This is a genomic window from Streptomyces sp. NPDC030814, from assembly GCF_055572155.1.
In genome coordinates, this window is sequence record NZ_JBVIDX010000005.1 from 438,729 (window position 1) to 459,008 (window position 20,280).

At 71.7% G+C, this 20,280-nt stretch carries 17 protein-coding genes and 1 pseudogene; 5 read left to right on the top strand and 13 right to left on the bottom strand.

Annotated features, from left to right (window positions below; genetic code table 11):
• Positions 1-151: 151 nt before the first annotated feature.
• The gene (locus tag ACZ43N_RS14645; RefSeq protein WP_468097623.1) at positions 152-1,306 is read left to right on the top strand and encodes a serine hydrolase domain-containing protein; all 1,155 of its coding nucleotides are present in this window, start codon (positions 152-154) and stop codon (positions 1,304-1,306) included.
• A gap of 82 nt (positions 1,307-1,388) precedes the next feature.
• Here ACZ43N_RS14645 and ACZ43N_RS14650 read toward each other — a convergent pair whose 3' ends face one another.
• Positions 1,389-2,195 carry a class I SAM-dependent methyltransferase gene (locus ACZ43N_RS14650; RefSeq protein ID WP_468097624.1) on the bottom strand — a complete coding sequence of 269 codons (807 nt, stop codon included), beginning with the start codon at positions 2,193-2,195 and terminating at the stop codon, positions 1,389-1,391.
• Positions 2,196-2,322: 127 nt separating this feature from the next.
• On the opposite strand from ACZ43N_RS14650, the gene ACZ43N_RS14655 reads away from it, so the two are divergent.
• The gene (locus tag ACZ43N_RS14655; protein ID WP_468097626.1) at positions 2,323-3,915 is read left to right on the top strand and encodes an alpha-amylase family glycosyl hydrolase; all 1,593 of its coding nucleotides are present in this window, start codon (positions 2,323-2,325) and stop codon (positions 3,913-3,915) included.
• Between the two features lie 62 nt (positions 3,916-3,977).
• Here ACZ43N_RS14655 and ACZ43N_RS14660 read toward each other — a convergent pair whose 3' ends face one another.
• Positions 3,978-6,215 (bottom strand): sulfatase-like hydrolase/transferase, encoded by a 2,238-nt coding sequence (locus ACZ43N_RS14660; protein ID WP_468097628.1) that lies wholly within the window; start codon positions 6,213-6,215, stop codon positions 3,978-3,980.
• Positions 6,216-6,581: 366 nt separating this feature from the next.
• On the opposite strand from ACZ43N_RS14660, the gene rho reads away from it, so the two are divergent.
• Positions 6,582-7,721, top strand: coding sequence for a transcription termination factor Rho (rho, locus tag ACZ43N_RS14665; protein ID WP_468097630.1), 1,140 nt, complete (start codon positions 6,582-6,584; stop codon positions 7,719-7,721).
• A 91-nt stretch (positions 7,722-7,812) separates the two neighbouring features.
• Positions 7,813-8,706: pseudogene (locus ACZ43N_RS14670) on the top strand (D-alanyl-D-alanine carboxypeptidase family protein); the annotation flags it as partial.
• Positions 8,707-8,843: 137 nt separating this feature from the next.
• Here ACZ43N_RS14670 and ACZ43N_RS14675 read toward each other — a convergent pair.
• From ACZ43N_RS14675 to crcB (ACZ43N_RS14725), 11 genes are all read right to left on the bottom strand, one after another.
• Positions 8,844-10,136: a glycosyltransferase 87 family protein gene (locus tag ACZ43N_RS14675; protein WP_468097632.1), complete on the bottom strand. Its 1,293-nt coding sequence runs from the start codon at positions 10,134-10,136 to the stop codon at positions 8,844-8,846.
• Positions 10,133-11,533: a polyprenol phosphomannose-dependent alpha 1,6 mannosyltransferase MptB gene (mptB, locus tag ACZ43N_RS14680; RefSeq protein WP_468097704.1), complete on the bottom strand. Its 1,401-nt coding sequence runs from the start codon at positions 11,531-11,533 to the stop codon at positions 10,133-10,135. The genes ACZ43N_RS14675 and mptB overlap by 4 nt, the downstream gene beginning before the upstream one ends.
• A gap of 116 nt (positions 11,534-11,649) precedes the next feature.
• Entirely contained in the window at positions 11,650-12,588 is a 939-nt protein-coding gene (locus tag ACZ43N_RS14685) for a glutaminase (protein ID WP_468097633.1), read from the bottom strand.
• 61 nt (positions 12,589-12,649) lie between these two features.
• A complete protein-coding gene (gene aspA / locus ACZ43N_RS14690; RefSeq protein WP_468097635.1) occupies positions 12,650-14,062 on the bottom strand; it encodes an aspartate ammonia-lyase in 1,413 nt (470 codons plus the stop codon).
• 83 nt (positions 14,063-14,145) lie between these two features.
• Positions 14,146-15,195: an asparaginase gene (locus tag ACZ43N_RS14695; protein WP_468097705.1), complete on the bottom strand. Its 1,050-nt coding sequence runs from the start codon at positions 15,193-15,195 to the stop codon at positions 14,146-14,148.
• Positions 15,196-15,203: 8 nt separating this feature from the next.
• A complete protein-coding gene (locus ACZ43N_RS14700; protein WP_468097637.1) occupies positions 15,204-16,646 on the bottom strand; it encodes an amino acid permease in 1,443 nt (480 codons plus the stop codon).
• A complete protein-coding gene (locus ACZ43N_RS14705) occupies positions 16,643-17,320 on the bottom strand; it encodes a FadR/GntR family transcriptional regulator (RefSeq protein ID WP_055714253.1) in 678 nt (225 codons plus the stop codon). Before ACZ43N_RS14705 ends, ACZ43N_RS14700 begins: the two co-directional genes overlap by 4 nt.
• 164 nt (positions 17,321-17,484) lie before the next feature.
• The gene (locus tag ACZ43N_RS14710) at positions 17,485-18,318 is read right to left on the bottom strand and encodes an undecaprenyl-diphosphate phosphatase (RefSeq protein ID WP_468097639.1); all 834 of its coding nucleotides are present in this window, start codon (positions 18,316-18,318) and stop codon (positions 17,485-17,487) included.
• 90 nt (positions 18,319-18,408) lie between these two features.
• The gene (gene crcB, locus ACZ43N_RS14715) at positions 18,409-18,783 is read right to left on the bottom strand and encodes a fluoride efflux transporter CrcB (RefSeq protein WP_468097641.1); all 375 of its coding nucleotides are present in this window, start codon (positions 18,781-18,783) and stop codon (positions 18,409-18,411) included.
• Complete coding sequence (locus tag ACZ43N_RS14720) at positions 18,780-19,178, bottom strand: DUF190 domain-containing protein (RefSeq protein ID WP_468097643.1); 399 nt, start codon at positions 19,176-19,178, stop codon at positions 18,780-18,782. Before ACZ43N_RS14720 ends, crcB (ACZ43N_RS14715) begins: the two co-directional genes overlap by 4 nt.
• The gene (crcB, locus tag ACZ43N_RS14725) at positions 19,175-19,657 is read right to left on the bottom strand and encodes a fluoride efflux transporter CrcB (protein ID WP_468097644.1); all 483 of its coding nucleotides are present in this window, start codon (positions 19,655-19,657) and stop codon (positions 19,175-19,177) included. The genes ACZ43N_RS14720 and crcB (ACZ43N_RS14725) overlap by 4 nt, the downstream gene beginning before the upstream one ends.
• Positions 19,658-19,823: 166 nt before the next feature.
• Here crcB (ACZ43N_RS14725) and ACZ43N_RS14730 point away from each other — a divergent pair, with 166 nt between their 5' ends.
• Positions 19,824-20,222 carry a YunG family protein gene (locus ACZ43N_RS14730; protein ID WP_468097646.1) on the top strand — a complete coding sequence of 133 codons (399 nt, stop codon included), beginning with the start codon at positions 19,824-19,826 and terminating at the stop codon, positions 20,220-20,222.
• Positions 20,223-20,280 lie beyond the last annotated feature (58 nt).

A 20,280-nucleotide genomic window follows, 5' to 3' on the forward strand; every position in this document is an offset into this window, starting at 1 on the left:
AGGGCACCTTCTGATGGGTCTGCGCGGCGTCGCGACGCCCGGCACGCCCTGCGAGTGGGCTCACGGGTTCCCTGTGGTCCGACCAGTCGGTATGTTCAGGGGGTCCGGGTGACCCTCCCGGGTCCGGCCGGTGGAAGGGGTGGGTGGCTTCATGTCCCAGGTGCGAGGTCACTGTGACGCGCGGTTCGCTGCCGTGCGGACCGCGTTCGAGGAGAACTTCGGGGAGCGCGACGAGCTGGGGGCGGCGGTCACCGTGACGCTGCACGGGAAGACCGTGGTGGACCTGTGGGGCGGCTGGGCCGACGGGGCCCGCACCCGACCCTGGGAGCGGGACACCGTGGTCAACATGTGGTCGACGACCAAGGGGCCGACCGCCCTGTGCGCGCACATCCTCGCCGACCGCGGGTTGCTCGACCTGGACGCGCCGGTGGCCCGGTACTGGCCCGAGTTCGCTGCGGCTGGCAAGGAGGGCGTCCTCGTACGGCATCTGCTGTCGCACCGGTCGGGCCTGGCCGGGCCGCGGGAGCCGCTCTCGTTCGCCGAGCTGTGCGACTGGGAGGTGACCGTGGCGCGGCTGGCCGCGCAGGAGCCCTGGTGGGAGCCGGGCACGCAGACGGGGTACCACGCGATGACGTTCGGCTTCCTCGTCGGTGAGGTGGTCCGGCGGGTGTCGGGGCTGCTGCCGGGCGCGTTCCTGGAGCGGGAGGTCACCGGGCCGCTCGGGATCGACTTCACGATCGGGCTGCCGGAGAAAGAGGCGGGGCGGGCCGCCGAGCTGGTGCATCCGCCGGCCGCGACGACCAGCGAACAGGCGGCAGTCTTCGCGCAGTTGACACCCACCGCGCTGGCCGCCCTCGCCAACCCGCTGGTCGGCGCGGCGGAGGCCAACAGCGCCGGGTGGCGGGCCGCCGAGGTCCCCGCCGCGAACGGCCACGGCACCGCCCGCGCGGTCGCCGCGCTGTACGGCGTCCTGGCGCTGGGCGGCAGCTGGGGCGGGCACCGGGTGCTGTCGCCGGAGGCCGCCGAACGGGTCCGCGAGGGGCAGGGCAGCTGCCGCGACCTGGTGCTGGGCGCCGGCTTCGGCCGTGACACGGAGGTGGCGCTCGGAGTGTGGCTCAGCGGCCCGCACGGATCGTACGGCCCGAACCCCAGGGCCTTCGGCCACGACGGCTACGGGGGCTCCTGCGGCCTCGCCGACCCGGAGGCGGGCGTCTCCCTCGGGTACGTCATGAACCGCATGGGGCCGCACATCGCCGACGACCCGCGCAAGATGGCGCTCGTCGAAGCTCTGTACAGCGCCCTCTGACATACAGGACCGCGCCGACGACGTCCTCCGTCTGCCGACACGGCAGGCGGCCGCGCGTCGTCGGCGACGCTCCGCCCCGCCGCTACCCCTCGGCCTTCGGGTCCGGGGTGTCCGGGCGGGTGGCCACGACCATCCTGCACCGCGGGCTGCCGTCGGGGCGCCGCCCGAACTCGGGCAGGGCGAACAGTTCGACCTCGAACCCGGCCCGTCGCAGCTCGTGCCGGACGAGGCCGAGGCGGAACGGCCGGTAGTACATGACGAACGGCGGTCGCCAGACCGCGTTGCGGACCCGCATCGCCGCGTCGAAGCCGAGAGCCGCCCAGTACCAGGGGGACCGCGGCGGGGCAGGCGCCGGGAGCGGGAACGCGAAGCGTCCGCCCGGCCGCAGCACGGAGTGAACCTGGGCGAACAGGCCCGGCAGCTCCTCCGGCAGGAAATGCCCGAACGCGCCGAAGCTCACGGTGAGGTCGAAGACGGGCCCGAAGGGCAGCGCGAGGGCGTCGCCGCGCACCCAGGAGACGCGGGGAGCCTCGGCGGCCGTACCGCCCCGGGGGACCTCGGCTCCCGTCCCCTCCGGACGGCGACCGTCGCAGCCGAGCCGGTCCCTGCCCACCGCCAGCATGCCGGCGCTGATGTCGACGCCGGTGACGCTCTCCCGGCACAGCTCGCGGAGAACCTCCATCCCCGCGCCCGTGCCGCAGCACAGGTCCAGGCCGTGGTCGAAGGGGCCCAGCGTGGTCAGGGCCCGTTCCACCGCGTCGAGGATGCTGTCCGGCGTACGGAACGGGGTGTGATCGAATTTCGGTGCGAGCAGGTCGTAGCCGTGTTCGACGGAGGAGAGCGCCTGGACGGCGAGTTCGCGGAGACTGGGGCCTTGCGGGGTGAACATCGACTCAGCTTAGGCCTTGGCCTGGGCAGCGGAGGGCGGGTGCCCTCGCCTGGTGCCGTGACCGGAAAGGTTTGCCGGACGCCGCGAGCCGGTGAACCTTTCCGGTCACCGCATTAGGGTCACCGGCATGACCTCGTTCCGTCCCGCCCCGACCTGGCTGGCCGACGCCGTCTTCTACCAGATCTATCCGCAGTCCTTCGCCGACTCCGACGCAGACGGCATCGGGGACTTCGCCGGTATCACCGGGAAACTCGACCATATGTCCTGGCTGGGCGTCGACACCGTCTGGCTGAACCCCTGCTTCGTCTCGCCGTTCCGCGACGCCGGCTACGACGTCGCCGACTATCTGAACGTCGCCCCGCGCTACGGCTCGAACGACGACCTGGCGGAGCTCGTCGACGAGGCGGGCCGCCGGGGCATCCGCATCCTGCTGGACCTGGTCGCGGCCCACACGTCCGTCGATCACCCCTGGTTCCAGGCCTCCGCGAACGACCCGGACGACCACCGCTACATCTGGACGGCCACCGGCCGGCCCGACGGCTTCGTCGACTCCCCCGGCACCCGGCCGGGCGCCTACCTGCCCAACTTCTTCGACTCCCAGCCCGCCCTCAACTTCGGCTACGCCCGCGAGAACCCGGCCGAACCCTGGCGGCTGCCGGTCGACGCCGACGGCCCGCGCGCCAATCGCGCCGCGCTGCGCACGATCATGGACCACTGGCTGGGCCTCGGCGTGTCGGGCTTCCGCGTCGACATGGCAGCGTCCCTGGTGAAGGACGACCCCGGCAGCACCGAGACCGCCCGTGTCTGGACGGAGCTGCGGCACTGGCTGGACACCACCCATCCGAACGCCGTGCTCCTGGCGGAGTGGGGCGATCCGGAGGTGTCGATCCCGGCAGGCTTCCACGCCGACTTCTTCCTCCACTTCGGCGGCCCCACCGACGGCCTGGCCCTCCGCTCGCTGTGGAGCAACCGCGAGGGCACCGTCAACGAGACATGGGACCCCCTCGACTGCTTCTTCGACGCGGGCGGCAAGGGCTCGCCGCGCCCCTTCGTCGAGGCCTGGCAGCAGGCGACCACGGCCGTCGGCGGCACGGGCACGATCTCCCTGCCCACCTCCAACCACGACTTCTCCCGCCTCAACTGCGGCCCCCGCACCGCCGAGCAACTCCCCGCCGCCTTCGCCTTCCAGCTGACCTGGCCGACGCTCCCGGCGATCTACTACGGCGACGAGATCGGCATGCGCTATGTGCCCGGCCTCCCCGACAAGGAGGGCAGCGTCCTCGGCCCCCGCTACAACCGGGCCGGCTCCCGCACCCCCATGCAGTGGGACGACACCCCGAACGCCGGGTTCTCCACCGCCCCCGCCGACCGTCTCTACCTGCCGGTCGACCCCTCCCCCGACCGCCCCACCGTCGCCGCCCAACGCGCCGACGACACCTCCCTGCTCCACCTCGTGCGCCGCCTGATCGCCCTCCGTCGCCACACCCCCGAACTGGGTCCCACCGGATCGGTGGAGATCCTTCAGCTCGGGTATCCGTTCGTGTACGTACGCGGCGGGCGGTATCTCGTCGTGATCAACCCACGGCAGGCCGAGGTGAGTTGCCCGTACAAGCCGGGTGCCGGCGCCCACCGCCCGTTGGCGGCGCGGGGCGTGGAGGTCACGGACAGCGGGATCACGGCGCGGGGCTTCGGCTTCGGGGTCTTCGAGCTCGGCGAATGACCGCCGGGGGCCGGTTGCCGGGAGTCGCGCTCCCGGCAACCGTCCTCGCCACGAACGTACCTTCAGTTCGCCTGTGGACTGGTGGAGTTGGTCGCGCCCGGTTCGGTGCCATAGGCCTTGAGGAAGCGGTCGCGGAAGGAGTCCATGCGCCAGACCGGGGCGTCGTCCCCGGGCTTCAGGCCGTCGGACCAGCCCCAGTCGTCGATGCGGTCGAGGACCTTCGGATCGTGGGCGACGACGGTGACCGGTACGTCGTGGTCGGCACCGTTGCCGCTGACGCTGGCCATGGGCTGATGGTCACCGAGGAAGACGAGGACGGTGTTCTCGTCGCCGTACTTCTGGACGTATTCGAGAAGGCTCCGCAGGGAGTACTGGACGGACTTGCCGTACTCCTCCTTCACCTTGACGGGGTCGGTGAAGACATCCGCCGGGTCCTTGCCGGCCTTCTCCACGGCCCGGTAGACGGAGCCGTCGCCGACCTCGTCCCAGCCGACCATCTTCGGCAGGGGCGCCCAGGGCTGGTGGCTGGAGGTCAGGATGATCTCCGACATCAGTGGCCTGTCACCCTGCATGGCGGCCTCCAGGCGCTCGAACGCGGTCAGGGCGTACTGGTCGGGCATGGTCGACCAGCTGAACTTCGGACCGCGGTATCCGAGGTCCCGGGAGTCGTACACCTTGTCGAAGCCGTAGAAGTCGCCCTCAGGCCAGTTGTACTGGACACCGGGCACCACCCCGACCGTCCGCCAGGCTCCCGACTTGTGGAAGGCCCCCGGCAGGGTGAGGCGTTCTCCCGCGGTGACGGTGCGGTAGCGGTTCTGGTTGTCGATCCACAGGCCGGTCAGGAAGGTGGAGTGACCGAGCCAGCTGCTGCCGCCGTAGGTCGCCGAGGTGAGCCAGCCGCTCTTCGCCGCGAACCCGGCCTTGCGCAGTGCCTCGTCGCGCTCCTCGAGCGTCGCCGTCACGCCGGGGGCGATGGCCGGGTCCTCCAGGGCGGCCCGTCCGTAGCTCTCGATGAAGGTGATCATGACGTCCTTGCCGCGCAGCCCGGTCAGCAGTCGGTCGGCGGGCACGTCGGCGAAGGCGTCCTTCTTGGCCTCCTCGGCGAACGCCGCCTCGTCCGCGAGGGTCTCCTGGGCGCGGGCCCAGCGGTCCTGCACGAACCCGATCGTGTTCCGGGAGGCGACCGGCGTGTCCTGAAGGGGCGTCAGGCCGAGGGCCGCGCAGGTGATCCACACGGTGCCCGCGACGACCGTGCCCCGCATCGCCCGCTCCCGGTGGCCGACCAGGAGGTTCGCGAGCCGGACCACCGCCAGCGCCATGACGGCGAACAGCGCCGTGACGAGCGCCACCAGGCCGATGACGGCGGCCAGCGCGCCGGTGCGGCCGAGCGTGTCCTCCACGTATGACTCGGCGTCGTCGAGCAACCCCCAGTCAAGGACGATGTTGAAGCCGCGCCCGAGGAACTGGTTGAAGCCGATGTCCAGGGACTTCACCACGATCAGCGCGGCCAGGCCCACCCCGAAGAGGACCGCCGCCGCCAGCCGCGGGCGGCGCGGCAGCGCCATCAGCAGGGCGGCGCCGAGGATGGGCTCCACCGGGATCCGCAGGAACTGCCGCGCCGTGAAGTACTCGACGCTGCCCGGCATGAGCAGGGCGAAGAACACGAGGGCGGCCGCCAGCGCCGTGATCCCCCACGACACGCTCCGCGCGGCGACCGGATACCTGCGCCGGAACTCCCGCGGAGAGCGCCACAGCCCCCGCCACGGGCCGCCACGCCCACCGGGCGCGTTGGACGGTCCGCCGGGTCCGTCGGTGGGTCCGGTGGCTCCGCCGGTCGGTCCGGTGGCACCGCCGGTCGGTCCGGTGGCACCGCCGGTCGGTCCGGTGGCACCGCCGGTCGGTCCGGTGGCACCTTCGGTCGATCTGGTGGCTCCGCCGGTGGGTCCGGTGGCTCCGCCGGTCGATTCGGCGGCACCGCCGGTCGATTCGGCGGCACCGCCGGTCGATTCGGCGGCACCGCCGGTGGGTCCGGCGGCACCGCCCGTCGGTCCGGCGGCACCGCCCGTCGATTCGGCGGCACCGCCCGTCGGTCCGGCGGCACCGCCCGTCGATTCGGCGGCACCGCCCGTCGGTCCGGCGGCACCGCCGGTCGATCCGGTGGCACCGCCGGTCGGCTCGGCGGGTCCGTCACCGGGTGCGGATGGCGCGTCGGTGGCAGCGGGGTCGGTGTCGCCCTCCGTGCTCGTGGGCGTGTCCGTGTCGGTGTCCGGCAGTCGACCGGAGCGCGTGAAGAGCGACACCCGACGTTCCTTCCGTGCGAAGACCGCTGGTGGGACAGCGGCCCTGACTCGGGTGGGCGGGACCGCCCTCTCCTGTACGGGGGGCCGTACGGGTCGGTTCAAGGGCCGCGGGTAAGGAAATCGCTAACGTTTGGTGACGGGGAGTGGTACGCTGCGTTTGGCACGTGTGTATCGCCCGGTCCCGGGCGCCGGTGCCACTCTCTCAGTTCCTGAGATGTCTTCAGCTGAACCGACCGCCCGTCGCCGTCCGACCGGCCGTCAGCTTCTCCGCACCACCTCGCGCAGGGCTCAGCCGTATCCGCGGGTGTGTGCCTTCCCTCCCCCTCACCCCATGCGTTTTCCCATGAAATCCGCGAAAGGACACCCATGACCACCAGCACACTCGAACACACTTCCAATCATCGGCAGCTTCCGGCCAGGATCACCGGCGTCCTGGAGACCACGCAGGGCGGGCAGGGATTCCTGCGCGCAGAAATGGGGCTGTCCACCGCCTCCGACCCCCAGGTCCCCGCCGCGCTGATCCGCCGGTACGGGCTGCGCAGGGGCGACACCGTCGAAGGCGTCCGCGAGGGCCGGCGCCTCACCGAGGTCGAGCGCATCAACGGGCGCGAGCCCGAAGAACTGCGCGGCCGACACCACTTCCACGACCTCACGCCGCTGCACCCCCGTGAGCGACTGCGGCTCGAGCACCGGGCGAGCGGCCTGACGGGCCGTCTCGTCGACCTCGTCGCCCCCGTCGGCAAGGGACAGCGCGGGCTCGTCGTGGCGCCGCCCAAGACCGGCAAGACCGTGCTGCTCCAGCAGCTGGCCGCCGCGATCGCCGCCAATCACCCCGAGGCCCGTCTGATGGTGGTGCTGCTCGACGAGCGGCCCGAGGAGGTGACCGACATGCGGCGCTCCGTACGGGGCGAGGTGCACGCCTCGACGTTCGACCGCTCCCCCAAACAGCACATCGCGCTCGCCGAACTGGTCGTGGAGCGCGCCAAGCGGCTCGTCGAGCAGGGCGAGGACGTCGTGATCCTGCTGGACTCCCTGACGCGACTGTGCCGGGCGCACAACAACGCGGCCGCCGCCGGTGGCCGCACCCTCAGCGGCGGTGTCGACGCCTCCGCGCTGCACGGCCCCAAGCGGCTCTTCGGCGCCGCCCGGCTCACCGAGGAGGCCGGCTCCCTCACCATCCTGGCCACCGCCCTGGTGGAGACCGGCTCCCGCGCGGACGACTTCTTCTTCGAGGAGCTCAAGGGCACCGGCAACATGGAGCTCCGCCTCGACCGGGCGCTCGCCGACCGTCGGGTCTTCCCCGCCGTCGACGTCACCCCGTCCGGCACCCGCCGCGAGGAACTGCTGCTGACGCCGGGAGAGCTGACCGCCGTACGCGGACTGCGGCGGGCCCTGCGCCCTCGCGAGGGCCAGGCGAGCCTGGAAACCCTGCTGGAGCGGCTGCGCGCCACCCGGGACAACGCGACCTTCCTGCGTCAGGTGCAACCCACCCTGCCCGCCGCGTGACGCGACGGCGTGTGGGGCATCCGGGTGCTCGGTCCGCTCGCCCGGCCCTGGCACCCCGGTCCACGGCGCAACCGTTCCTACGTTTGGCGATATGACCACCGGATCTTCATCCCGCGCTGCTCGCTTCTCCCGTGCCGCCGTCTGCTGCTCCGTCGTCTGGGTGCTGGGCTCCCTCGCGATCGCGGCGTATCCCGAGGGCGCCGACCGCGCGGTCGAACCGCGCGCCCAGGACGGCAAATCCACGCAGGAGCCGACCTCCCTGTACCAGGCGGGTACCCAGGTGCGGCCGCGGGCCGGGGCGCCCCGGATTCCCCGTGATGTCTCGGCGGTGGCGTGGGTGGTGGCCGACGCCCGCAGCGGGGAGGTCCTCGCCGCGCACAACGCGCACCGCAGACTGCCGCCCGCCAGCACCCTCAAGACCCTGTTCGCGCTGACCGTGCTGCCGAGGCTCCCGGCAGGTCTCCAGCACACCGTCGAGCGGAAGGAACTGGCGGGCATCGGCGAGGGGAGCAGCCTGGTCGGCGTGGAGGAGAACCGCACCTACCGGGTGGCCGACCTGTGGCGCGGCGTCTTCCTCAGCTCGGGCAACGACGCCGTGCACGTCCTCGCCTCCCTCAACGGCGGCTGGCGGGCCACCGCCGAGCAGATGCAGGACAAGGCCCGCTCCCTCGGCGCCCATGACACCCGGGTCGTCTCACCCGACGGATACGACGCGCGCGGCCAGGTCTCATCGGCCTTCGACCTGGCGGTGTTCGGGCGGGCCGGGCTGCGCAACGCGGAGTTCGCCGCGTACTGCTCCACGGTCACGGCGAAGTTCCCGGCGAGCGGCAGCCGGGGGTTCGGCATCCAGAACACCAACCGGCTGCTGACCGGCGCCGGTGTGGACCGCTATCCCGGCCTGATCGGCATCAAGAACGGCTACACCACCAACGCGGGCAACACCCTGGTCGCCGCCGCCGAACGGGGCGGGCGCACCCTCGTCGTCACGGTGATGCGGCCTCAGTCGGGCGCCGGGTTCGCCGTCTACGAGGAGGCGCGTTCCCTGCTCGACTGGGGCTTCCGGGCCGCCGGCCGGGTCGAACCGGTGGGATCGCTCGTGCCTCGGCGGTCGGCGGCCGCACCTCAGCGCCGCCGTGAATCGCCGCCGCCCGCCCGTGCGAAGGAACAGACCGCGGGTCTCGGCTGGTCGGAGACGGGGGTGATCGCGGGCGCCGCCGGGCTGGGCGCGGCAGCCGTGTCACTGGTCCTGCGGTTCATGGGGCGACGGCTCCCGCGTGACTGACCGGTCGGCAGCCGCAGCAGCAGAGCGAGCGTGATCCACACATAGGCGTTGGACCCGAGGAATCCGTCGACGCCGGACGCGTCGTCGAACCACAGCCAGACGACGCTGCTGCACAGCACCACGTACAGGGCCGCTGTCAGGGGCAGCAGCCGGCGGTGCCTCAGCAGCACCGCGAACGAGGGCAGCAGCCAGACCAGATGGTGGACCCAGGTGATCGGGCTGACCAGGCACGCGGCCAGCCCGGTGAGGGCGAACGCGGACGTCCAGTCCTCCGCCCGCACCGCCGCACGAGCCCGCCACGCCCAGACGCCGAGGACCGCGAGCACGAGCAGCGCCCAGATCGCGCGACTCGGTTCATGGGGTGCGACGAGCCGGGCCAGGACGCCCTGCAGGGACTGGTTGGAGACGTAGTCGAGGCGGCCGACGCGGCTGGTGTCCCACAGCGCCTCGGTCCAGTAGAAGCGGGAAGCGGCCGGAGCGGTCCAGGCCGCCGCCGCGGTGGCCGCCGCGGCGACGGCCGCCGCGAGCCCGGCGGCACGCCACCGCCGGGCGACCAGGAGCAGCCCGATGAAGATCGCGGGGGTCAGCTTCACCGCCGCCGCCAGCCCGATCCCGGCACCCGCCCAGCGTCCCCGGCCGGTGGACAGCAGCCAGGCGTCGCACAGCACCAACGCCAGCAGCAGCAGGTTGACCTGGCCGAAACTGAATGTGTCCCGCAACGGTTCGAACAGCGCGAGGGCGCACAGGACGAGGGAGGTGCCGAACCAGCCGTGGCGGCGCAGTCGCGGCCCGGCGAGCACGTACAGCACCACCCCGAGCGCCAGCAGATCGAGCCCCAGGCACAGCACGATCGCGGTGCGCAGACCGACCAGCGCCATGGGGAGCATCGCGACGGCGGCGAACGGGGGATACGTGAAGCCGTACGTCGTGCCCGGCACCCGGTAGTCGTAGATGCGGCCGTCGTGGTGGACCCAGCTGTCGATGGTGCCGTGGTAGACGCGCAGGTCGAACCAGTCCCGCAGCAGCGGCACGGTCACGGTGAAGACGGTGACCGCCAGGACGAGGACGAGGAGCAGCAGGACACGGGCGCGGTCGGTGCGCGGCAGCGCAAGCCGCCGGTCGGGGGCGCTCACGCGGTCCGCTCCAGGGCCGGTGCCAGGGCCGGTGCCAGGGACGCCTGGTGGGCCTGCCAGAGCACGACCACCGCGAGGACTCCCCCGCACACCGCCAGGACGAGCTGTTCGGTGTCCGCCGGGTTCCCGCTCGGCAGGACGGCCAGCGCGAGCACCCCGCTGGCGGCCACGAGCCGGTGCTGCGCCGAGGTGTTCCGGGCCGCCGCGGCGATGAGGAACAGCCCCCACAACGCGTACCAGGGACGTATGGCCGGGCCGAGCACGGCGACCACGGCGAGGCTGAGGCCCAGCGCGAGGACCGGGCCCGGCCTCAGACGGAGCCATATGAAGAGGACCACGGCCAGGGTCAGCAGGAGTCCTGCAGCGCGCCAGGCCGGGAGAGCGAACGGCGCCAGGTCGCTGCCGAGTCCGTGGAGCAGGTTCGCGGTGGCGCGGCCGAGGAGGGTGGTGGGCGACCAGTTGTGCGCGGAGACCGGGGCGCGCAGGGCGGCGATCCAGCCGTATCCGGTACCGGTGAGGGCGGTCACGGTGGCCGTGGTGGCCGCGGCGACGGCGACCGTCGTGACGGTCGTCCGGACCCAGCCGGTACGGCCGCGCATCACGATCAACGCGAGCAGGCCGAGCGCGGCGGGCGCCTTGACCAGCGCGGCGAGGGTGACGAGGACGACGCCGAGGACGTACCGGCGGCCCCGTGCGGCCACCAGACCGACGCCGAGCAGGCCGAGCATCATGGCGTCGTTGTGCGCGCCGGCCACCAGGTGGAGCAGGACGAGGGGGTTGAGGGCGCCGAGCCAGAGGGCGACCGCCGGATCGCCCCCCTGGTGCCGGGCGAGACGGGGCAGCGCCACCGCCATCAGGGCGACCCCCAGCAGCGCGACCATCCGCATGCCGATCAGGCCCTCCGGTATCCGCCCGTCCGTCAGGGCCGACAGCGCGGAGGCCACGGCGAGGAAGACCGGACCGTACGGGGTGGCCGTGTGCCGCCACACCGGGGCGACCTCGTCCGCGAGCGGTCCGCCGAGCCGTGCGGGGCCGTGGGCGTAGACGTCCATGTGGGCGTCGACCATGGCACCCTGCGCGAGGTAGCTGTACACGTCCCGGCTGAACAGCGGTGGAGCCAGCAGCAGGGGGGCCGCCCAGACCAGCAGGACGACGAGCAGGGCTCGGGGAGTCGGTGGCTCGGGGCCCCGCACGACCTTGCCCAGCAGGGCCCACGCGGCGATCAGCAGGACGACGCCGAAGTACACGCCGACCAGGCCGAGCGCGCCGCGTCCGGAGACCGGTGAGAGCAGATCGCGCATCGGCAGAGCGCCGGCGGTCTCACCCCCCAGGGCGAGGAAGGCGGTGCCGGCCAGGCCGAGGGCCTGGCAGCGGCGGAGATCGACGGGGAAAGCGATGGCCAACACGCGGTCAGCGTGTCAACGCCGGGTGGCGTCGAGGCGACGCGACGTCTGCGGGCCGGGAACCGCCATGCAACCGGCGGGTGATCTCATGCGGGGCGGGGCCCGGTGGTTCAGAAGACCGACAGACCCGTCAGTGTCGTGAAGCGGTCCAGTGCCGCGACGCCCGCGACCGAGTTGCCCCGCTCGTCCAGCCCAGGGCTCCACACGCACAGGGTGCAGCGGCCCGGGACGACCGCGATGATGCCGCCGCCCACGCCGCTCTTTCCGGGCAGGCCGACGCGGTAGGCGAAGTCCCCCGCGGCGTCGTACGTACCGCAGGTGAGCATGATCGCGTTGATCTGCTTGGCCTGGCTGCGGGTGAGGAGGCGGGTGCCGTCGGATCGGACACCGTGGCGGGCGAGGAAGGTCGTGGCGAGGGCGAGGTCGGCGCAGGACGCGGTGAGCGAGCACTGGCGGAAGTACTGGTCGAGGAGGACCGGAACGGGGTTGTCGATGTTGCCGTACGACGCCATGAAGTGGCCGAGGGCGGCGTTGCGGTCCCCGTGCGTGGACTCGGAGGCGGCGACCTCCGGATCGAAGTCCAGCTCCTGGTTGCCGCTCTCCACGCGGAGGAAGGACAGCATCTCGCCGGCCGCGTCGCCGCTATGGGTGAGGAGGCGGTCGGTGACGACGAGGGCGCCCGCGTTGATGAACGGGTTGCGGGGAATGCCGTTCTCGTACTCCAGCTGCACCAGGGAGTTGAAGGGATTGCCGGACGGCTCGCGGCCGACGTGCTCCCAGAGGGCGTCCCCTTCACGGGCCAGGTCGAGGGCCAGGGTGAAGACCTTGGTGATGGACTGTGTGGAGAACGGCTCCCGCCAGTCCCCCACGCCGTACACCGTGCCGTCGAGTTCCGCGACGGCCATGCCGAAGCGGCGCGGATCGCGGGCCGCGAGCGCCGGTATGTAGTCGGCCGGACGGCCACGGCCCGGGGTCCGCTCGATCTCCTCGGCGATGCGCTCCAGGACCGGCTGGAAGGTGAGGGACGACGTCGTTGTCATGATCACCATTGTGCCTCCTTTGTGCCGGTCCCGGAGCATAGCCCCAGGTCAGGGCTGGTCCCGCACGGGGTCAGGCCCGGAGAGCGCCGCTGCCCGCGAGGACCTCGGGCCGCAGCAGCTGCTGAAGCCGCTCGGCGGGCAACAGGCCCTTCTCCTGGACGAGTTCGGCGACGCCCCGGCCGGTGGCGAGGGCCTCCTTGGCGATGTCGGTGGCCGCCGTGTAGCCGATGTGCGGGTTGAGCGCGGTGACCAGACCGATGGAGTTCTCCACGGCCGCGCGCAGTTCGTCCTCGTTGGCGGTGATGCCGTCGACGCACCGCTCGGCGAGGGTGAGGCAGGCGTTGCGCAGGTGGGTGATGGACTCCGACAGGGAGTGCAGGATGATCGGCTCGAAGGCGTTGAGCTGGAGCTGTCCGGCCTCGGCGGCCATCGTGATGGTGACGTCGTTGCCGATCACCTCGAAGGCGACCTGGTTGACGACCTCGGGGATCACCGGGTTGACCTTGCCCGGCATGATCGACGAACCCGCCTGCACCGGCGGCAGGTTGATCTCGTTGAGCCCCGCGCGCGGCCCGGAGGAGAGCAGGCGCAGGTCGTTGCAGCTCTTGGAGAGCTTGACGGCGATCCGCTTGAGCACCCCGGACATCTGGACGAAGGCGCCGCAGTCCTGGGTGGCCTCGACGAGGTTGGCGGCCGTGACCAGCGGCAGTCCGGTGATGTCCGCGAGATGACGACGCGCGGACTCCGCGTACCCGGCGGGCGCGTTGAGGCCGGTGCCGATGGCCGTGGCACCCAGGTTGATCTCATGGATCAACTCGACGGCCTCGTCAAGACGGGACCGGTCCTCGTCAATCATGACGGCGAAGGCCGAGAACTCCTGCCCGAGCGTCATGGGGACCGCGTCCTGCAACTGTGTACGGCCCATCTTGAGCACGTCACGGAACTCGACCGCCTTGCGGGCGAACGAGTCCTGGAGCACGGCCATCGCCTTGAGCAGGCCCCGCACCGCGAACACCGTCGCGATCTTCACGGCGGTCGGGTAGACGTCGTTGGTGGACTGGCCGAGGTTGACGTCCTCGTTAGGGTGCAGGAACTCGTACTGCCCCTTGGCATGCCCGAGCAGCTCCAACGCCCGGTTGGCGACGACCTCGTTGGCGTTCATGTTCGTCGAGGTGCCCGCGCCGCCCTGCACGACGTCGACCACGAACTGGTCGTGCAGCTTGCCCTCGCGGATCTCGCGGCACGCGGCGGTGATCGCAGCCGCCTTCTCGGGGGCGAGCAGGCCCAGTTCCTCGTTCGCGAGGGCGGCGGCCTCCTTCACCGCGGCCAGCGCCTCGATCAGGTGCGGGTACGCGGAGATCGGCATGCCGGTGATCGGGAAGTTCTCCGTGGCGCGCAGGGTGTGGACACCCCAGTACGCGTCGGCGGGGACGTCCCGGTCGCCGAGCAGGTCGTGTTCGCTGCGGGTGAGTGCGGCGGTCATCGCGGTACGGATCCTCTTCTTTGAGGTGGATCAGACGTACGAAGAGCTTCGGACGCCCTAGGTGCTTCAGACGTTCGAGGTGGTCAGGCGTACGAGGGGGTGAGGGGGTCCAGGGCGCGGGCCGGGCGGACATGGCCGACCACGTCGCCGCCGCCGAGCAGCGGGGCGCCCGCGAACTCGGTGAGTGCGTCCGGGTCGACGCCGACGCGGGCGAGGGCCGCCGCGGTGACGGGGACCCGGGCCCGGTTGGCGCCGTCGGCGATCTTCACCGCGACGGCGCGGCCGTCGGGGAGGGCGGCGACCTGGACGCCCTCGAAGCCGTCCTTGCTGAGCAGTCCGGGTACGGCCCGCATCAGCGCGGCCACGTCGCGCCCGGCGCCGGAGGCCATTTCGGCGTGGGCGCGCATCGCGTCGGCGACCTGGCGCTCGGGGGTGCCCTCGGCGGCGGTGGTGATCCGGGCGAGGGCGCGGGCCAGGCCGTGCAGGGAGACGGAGAACAGGGGGGCGCCGCAGCCGTCGACGGTCACTCGGGCGATGGCCTGCCCGGTGAGGTCCTCGACGATCTCGGCGACAGCCTGCTGCAGGGGGTGCGCGGGGTCGACGTAGTCGTCGAGGGACCAGCCGTTGAGCTTGCAGGTGTAGAGCATGGCCGCGTGCTTGCCGGAACAGTTCTGCGCGAGCCGGGAGGGCTGCCGCCCGTCCCGGATCCAGGCGTCGCGCACGGCGGGGCCGTACGGCATGTCCGCGACGTTGCGCAGGTCGTCCTCGGTTGCCCCGGCCAGCTCCAGGATGCGCCGGGCTCCGGCGAGGTGGCGTTCCTCGCCGGAGTGGCTGGCCGCGGTCAGCGACAGCAGTTCGCCGTCCAGGGGCAGCCCGGCGCGCAGCATGGCCACGGCCTGGACCGGCTTGAGCGCCGACCGGGGGTAGAACGCCGCCTCGATGTCACCGAGTTGGAGTTCCACCTCCCCGTCGGCACCCAGCACCACGACGGAGCCGTAGTGGATGCCCTCGATGACACCTCCGCGTACGAGGTGGGCGACGGGGGCGTGGAGCGGTTCCCGGATCGCGGGGGCCGCGGCCACCGGAGCCACGGGGGTACCCGGGGCGCCGGTGGTCGAGGGGTCGTACGTCACTGCCTGGTTCACGCATCCGCTCCGGTCGACTTCCGGGCGACCCGGCCGCGTATGCCGAACCAGCCCGCCACGAGTGCGCCCACGATCAGCGGGACGCACAGCACCGTCGTGCGGCCCGCGCCGCCGTCGGCGTACATGAGGACCAGTACGGACGCGAGGAAGAAAAGCGTCACGAGTTCGGTCCAGGGGGAGCCCGGGAGCTGGTAGCTCGGCCGGGTCAGTTCGCCCTTCTGGGTCTTCTGCCAGAAGAGCAGGTGACAGATCATGATCATGCCCCAGGTGGCGATGATGCCGATCGCGGCGAAGTTGAGGACGATCTCGAACGCCTCGGCGGGGACCACGAAGTTGAGGCCGACGCCCAGCACACAGATGCCGCTGGTGAGCAGGATGCCGCCGTACGGGACCTGGCTGCGGCTCATCACGCCGGTGAACTTGGGGGCGGAGCCGGACATCGCCATCGACCGCAGGATGCGACCGGTGGAGTACAGACCCGAGTTGAGGGAGGACATCGCGGCGGTGAGGACGACCAGGTTCATGATGCCGCCGGCCGCGGGGACGCCGATGTTGGAGAGAACCGTCACAAAGGGGCTCTCGCCGGCCTTGTAGGAGGACCAGGGCAGCAGCATGGAGAGCAGGACGACGGAGCCGACGTAGAACAGGCCGACACGCCACATGATCGAGTTGATCGCCTTGGGCATGATCTTCTCGGGGTTCTCGGTCTCACCGGCGGCGACGCCGACCAGTTCGACGGAGGCGTAGGCGAAGACGACGCCCTGGATGATCAGCAGCATCGGCAGGATGCCGTTGGGGAAGACACCGCCGTTGTCGGTGATCAGGGCCGGGCCGGGGTTGTGACCGTCCACGGGCTGCTGGGTGACCAGCAGGAAGATGCCGATGCACATGAAGACGACGAGCGCACCGACCTTGATGATCGCGAACCAGAACTCCAGTTCGCCGAACATCTTCACCGAGATCAGGTTCACGGTAAGGACCACGGCGAGCGCGATCAGCGCGATCACCCACTGCGGTACGTCCGAGAACATGCCCCAGTAGTGGGTGTAGACGGCTACGGCGGTGATGTCGGCGATACCGGTGGTGGCCCAGTTCAGGAAGTACATCCAGCCCGCCGTGTACGCGCCCTTCTCGCCGAGGAACTCCCGGGCGTAGGACACGAAGGCACCGGACGAGGGCCGGTACAGGACCAGCTCGCCGAGGGCCCGCACGACGAGGAACGCGAAGACACCGCAGACGGCGTACGCGATGAACAGGGAGGGTCCGGCGTCGGCCAGTCGGCCGCCGGCGCCGAGGAAGAGGCCGGTGCCGATGGCACCGCCGATGGCGATCATGTTGACGTGCCGGGCCTTGAGGGACTTGCTGTAGCCCTCGTCGCCCGCGTCGACATGGGGTGCGGCCGGTGTGCGCGTCTCTTCTTTGAGGTGCTGCTCGCTCACGCCTCGGGTCCGCCTTCCGTGGAACTGGTCGTGCGTGGGGACCGCACGATGTCTGTGAGGGTGGTCTCGACGCGGTCGAGGTGGTGGGACATGGCCTCCACCGCGTCGTGTTCGGAACCGTCGATCAGTGCCTCGACGATGGCCCGGTGCTCCCGGTTGGACTGCTCGCGACGGCCGCCGAGTTCGTTGAGGAAGGCCGACTGACGCGCCAGTGCGTCCCGGATCTCCTCGATGACCCGGCGGAACACCGGGTTCTGGGCGGCCTCCGCCACGGCCAGGTGGAACAGCGTGTCCATCGCGACCCAGGCGGTGGTGTCGGTCTCCCGCTCCATCCGGTCCAGGAGGTGCGCCAGGTGGTCCAGGTTCTCCGGGGTGCGGCGGACCGCCGCGTACCCGGCGACCGGGATCTCCACATGCCGGCGCACTTCCAGCAGGTCGCTCGCCGCGTAGTCGCCGAAGGTGGGGTCCTCGACCGCGTTCGCGATCACGAAGGTGCCCTTGCCGGTGCGGGACTGGGTCAGTCCCATCACCTGGAGGGCGCGCAGGGCCTCACGGAGCACCGGGCGGCTCACTTCGAGCTGCCGGCACAGCTCCGCCTCGGAGGGGAGCTTGTCACCGATGGCGTACTCGCCGCGCTCGATGGCGCCGCGAAGGTGGGTGAGCACCGCTTCCATGGCGCTGACGCGCCGGGGTGCCGAGCCACCTGTCTGGCTGTCTGACAGGTTCACGGGGGTGATCCTGCGGGTGACGGCACGGGGCTGTCAAGGGGTCACGGGTTCGATCTTGACGCTGGTCGGAGGGTGGATCACCCTCCGACGGGCGGCGGGCGGGGCCGCCGTCAGCTGAGGCCACCCGCCACGAGCAGCCCGAACAGCAGCACACCGACGACGATCCGGTACGCCACGAAGACGTCGAGGGAGTTCCGGGTCACGAACCTCAGCAGCCAGGCCACGGAAGCGTATGCGACCGCGAACGAGACGGTCGTTCCCACGAGGAGCGGCGCGGCGCCCACGCCGGCCCCGAGGGCGTCCTTCAGCTCGTACAGCCCGGCGCCGGTCAGGGCCGGGATGCCGAGGAAGAAGGAGAGCCGGGTGGCGGCGACCCGGTCGAGGCCGAGCAGCAGCGCGGTGGACATGGTGGCGCCCGAGCGGGAGAACCCGGGGAAGAGCAAAGCGAGGATCTGCGAACCGCCGACCAGCATCGCGTCCCGGAGGGAGGTGTCTCCCTCGCCGCGCTTGTGCCGTCCCCACCGCTCCGCGGCCCATATGACCGCGCTTCCGCCGATCAGCGACCCGGCCACCACCCACAGCGAGGCGAGGGGCCCCTCGATCAGCGGCTTGGCGAGCAGCCCGACGAGCACGACGGGGACGGTCGCCGCGATCACCCACCAGGCGAACCGGTAGTCGCGGTTCTCCCGCTCCCCCGCGTCGCGAAGTCCCCGGAACCAGGCGCCAATGATCCGCGCGATGTCCTTGCGGAAGTACACGAGCACCGCGGCGATGGCGCCGACCTGGATGACCGCGGAGAACCCGACGACCGAGCGGTCCTCGACCTGGATCCCCATGAGTCCTTCGGTGATCTTCAGATGGCCCGTGGAGGACACCGGCAGGAACTCGGTCACCCCTTCCACCGCTCCGAGGACGACGGCCTGACCGACGGTGATGGCGCTCATGTGGTCCAGTTCTGCTCAGCGGAGGACGCGACGACAGGCAGTCGTACTACAGCCGGGTAAGGGCCCCGAACAGCTGGACGAGCGCCCGGCTCACCGCCAGAACGCCTCCGCCAGCGTCACGCCGACGAAAGCCGCACCCAGCCCCGCCGCCACACCTCCGATCACGTTCACAGCGGCGTGGAAGCGGGCGCCGGCCTGGGCGAGCCTCAGGGTCTCGTAGGAGAAGGTCGAGTAGGTCGTGAGCGCCCCGCAGAGTCCCGTGCCGAGGAGAAGCTGCAGGTCGGAGCCGGCGGCACCGGCCGTCACGGCACCGGTGAGCACACCGAGGACCAGGGAGCCGGCGACATTGACGGTGAAGGTGCCCCACGGGAAGACCGTGTCGTGCCGGGACTGCACGGCCCGGTCGGTGAGATACCGCAGGGGCGCGCCGACCATCCCGCCGACGACGACCAGCACCCAGTTCACGACGATCTCTTACCTTCCTCATGTGTTCCGGCGGGCCCGCCCGGGCCGACGACCTCGCACACGTCGAGCGTCACCAGCCCGTCGGGGACCAGGTCCGCCAGTTCCGGCAGAAAGGCCCGCACGCGCTCCTCGGTGTCCACGACGACCACCGCGACCGGCAGTTCCTCGCTGAGCGACAGCAGCCGGGAGGTGTGGACGACCGAGGAGGCGCCGAAGCCCTCGATGCCCCGGAACACGCTCGCGCCGGCGAGGCCCGCCGCGTGCGCCCGGTGCACGATCTCGCTGTAGAGCGGCCGGTGGTGCCAGGTGTCCTGCTCGCCGATCAGGACGGTCAGGCGCAGGGCCCGCCCGTTGGGCCGGGTCCCGGCCCGGTGGTCCGCCGTGTCAGGGGTCATCGTCGCCTCCGGGCCAGGGTCAGGCGTGCTGTGGTGGCCGCGAGCCAGACCGCCGCGAGGGCGGCCAGGAGGGTTGCGGCGAGATAGGCGAGGGCGGTGCGGGGGTGACCCTCGTCGACCAGGCGCTGGATGTCGACGGCGTAGGTCGAGAAGGTGGTGAAGCCGCCGAGTACACCGGTGCCGAAGAAGGGCCGGACCAGGCGGTGGGCCGCCCAAACGTCCGTGATCAGGACCATGAAGAGACCGATGACGAAGCAGCCGGCCGCGTTCACCCAGAACGTGGTCCAGGGAAATCCCGTCGATTCCGTGGGCCAGAGCAGGGACGCCCCGTAGCGGGCCGCCGCGCCGATGCCGCCGCCGAGGGCGACCACCGCGACGACGGGCCCCTGGCCCTGCCACGAGGACGGTCGGGCAGCGGGTGGCTGCCGGACGGCGGGGGCCCCGGCGGCTTCGGCCCTGCCCGGGTGCGGGACTGTCATGTGCGTACGTCTCCTACTCGCGCCCGCACCGCCGTGCCGCCCGGCGGATCGCGGCTGGTCGACAGCGTAACGCGGGGACCGGGCGGCGGCTCGATCGCCCGGGCCCGCACTGCGAAGGACCCGGGATGCGCCCTCGGTTGTCAGTGGGGGCTGCGATGCTGCCGGGATGACCACCTGGAACCTGCTGGATCTCGACCAGGCCCTGCGCGTGAGCTGGGCCGCCGACACCTGTTCGCCCGACGACCAGCCCGACTGGCGGCCCGACAACCCGGCCTGGGGGCACTGTGACATCACGGCTCTGGTCGTCCATGACGTCTTCGGCGGCGACCTGCTGGTCGGTGAGGTGCATCTGGAGGGTGTCCAGCGCGGTTTCCACTGGTGGAACAGGCTGCCCAGCGGGGTCGAATTCGATCTGACGCGCGAGCAGTTCCGGCGGGGGCAGACCGTCACCGCGGGCCGTGTCGTCCAGCGCCCTCCGGGCCCTCTGCCGCGCCGCTGGAAGGAGTACCTGCTGCTCCGCGAGCGCGTCGGCAGGCACCTGAGGGCCCTTCCCGAGCCGATCTGAACGGGAGGCGGACGTCGACGGGCGATCCCGGTCGCACAGGCGGCCGCCTGTGCGACCG

Bases quoted from the DNA above. Each gene is read 5' to 3' on its own strand.
- ACZ43N_RS14645 (WP_468097623.1), top strand. From the start codon at position 152: ATGTCCCAGGTGCGAGGTCACTGTGACGCGCGGTTCGCTGCCGTGCGG.
- ACZ43N_RS14650 (WP_468097624.1), bottom strand. From the start codon at position 2,195: ATGTTCACCCCGCAAGGCCCCAGTCTCCGCGAACTCGCCGTCCAGGCG.
- ACZ43N_RS14655 (WP_468097626.1), top strand. From the start codon at position 2,323: ATGACCTCGTTCCGTCCCGCCCCGACCTGGCTGGCCGACGCCGTCTTC.
- rho (WP_468097630.1), top strand. From the start codon at position 6,582: ATGACCACCAGCACACTCGAACACACTTCCAATCATCGGCAGCTTCCG.
- ACZ43N_RS14685 (WP_468097633.1), bottom strand. From the start codon at position 12,588: ATGGTGATCATGACAACGACGTCGTCCCTCACCTTCCAGCCGGTCCTG.
- aspA (WP_468097635.1), bottom strand. From the start codon at position 14,062: ATGACCGCCGCACTCACCCGCAGCGAACACGACCTGCTCGGCGACCGG.
- ACZ43N_RS14705 (WP_055714253.1), bottom strand. From the start codon at position 17,320: ATGGAAGCGGTGCTCACCCACCTTCGCGGCGCCATCGAGCGCGGCGAG.
- ACZ43N_RS14710 (WP_468097639.1), bottom strand. From the start codon at position 18,318: ATGAGCGCCATCACCGTCGGTCAGGCCGTCGTCCTCGGAGCGGTGGAA.
- ACZ43N_RS14720 (WP_468097643.1), bottom strand. From the start codon at position 19,178: ATGACCCCTGACACGGCGGACCACCGGGCCGGGACCCGGCCCAACGGG.
- crcB (WP_468097644.1), bottom strand. From the start codon at position 19,657: ATGACAGTCCCGCACCCGGGCAGGGCCGAAGCCGCCGGGGCCCCCGCC.
- ACZ43N_RS14730 (WP_468097646.1), top strand. From the start codon at position 19,824: ATGACCACCTGGAACCTGCTGGATCTCGACCAGGCCCTGCGCGTGAGC.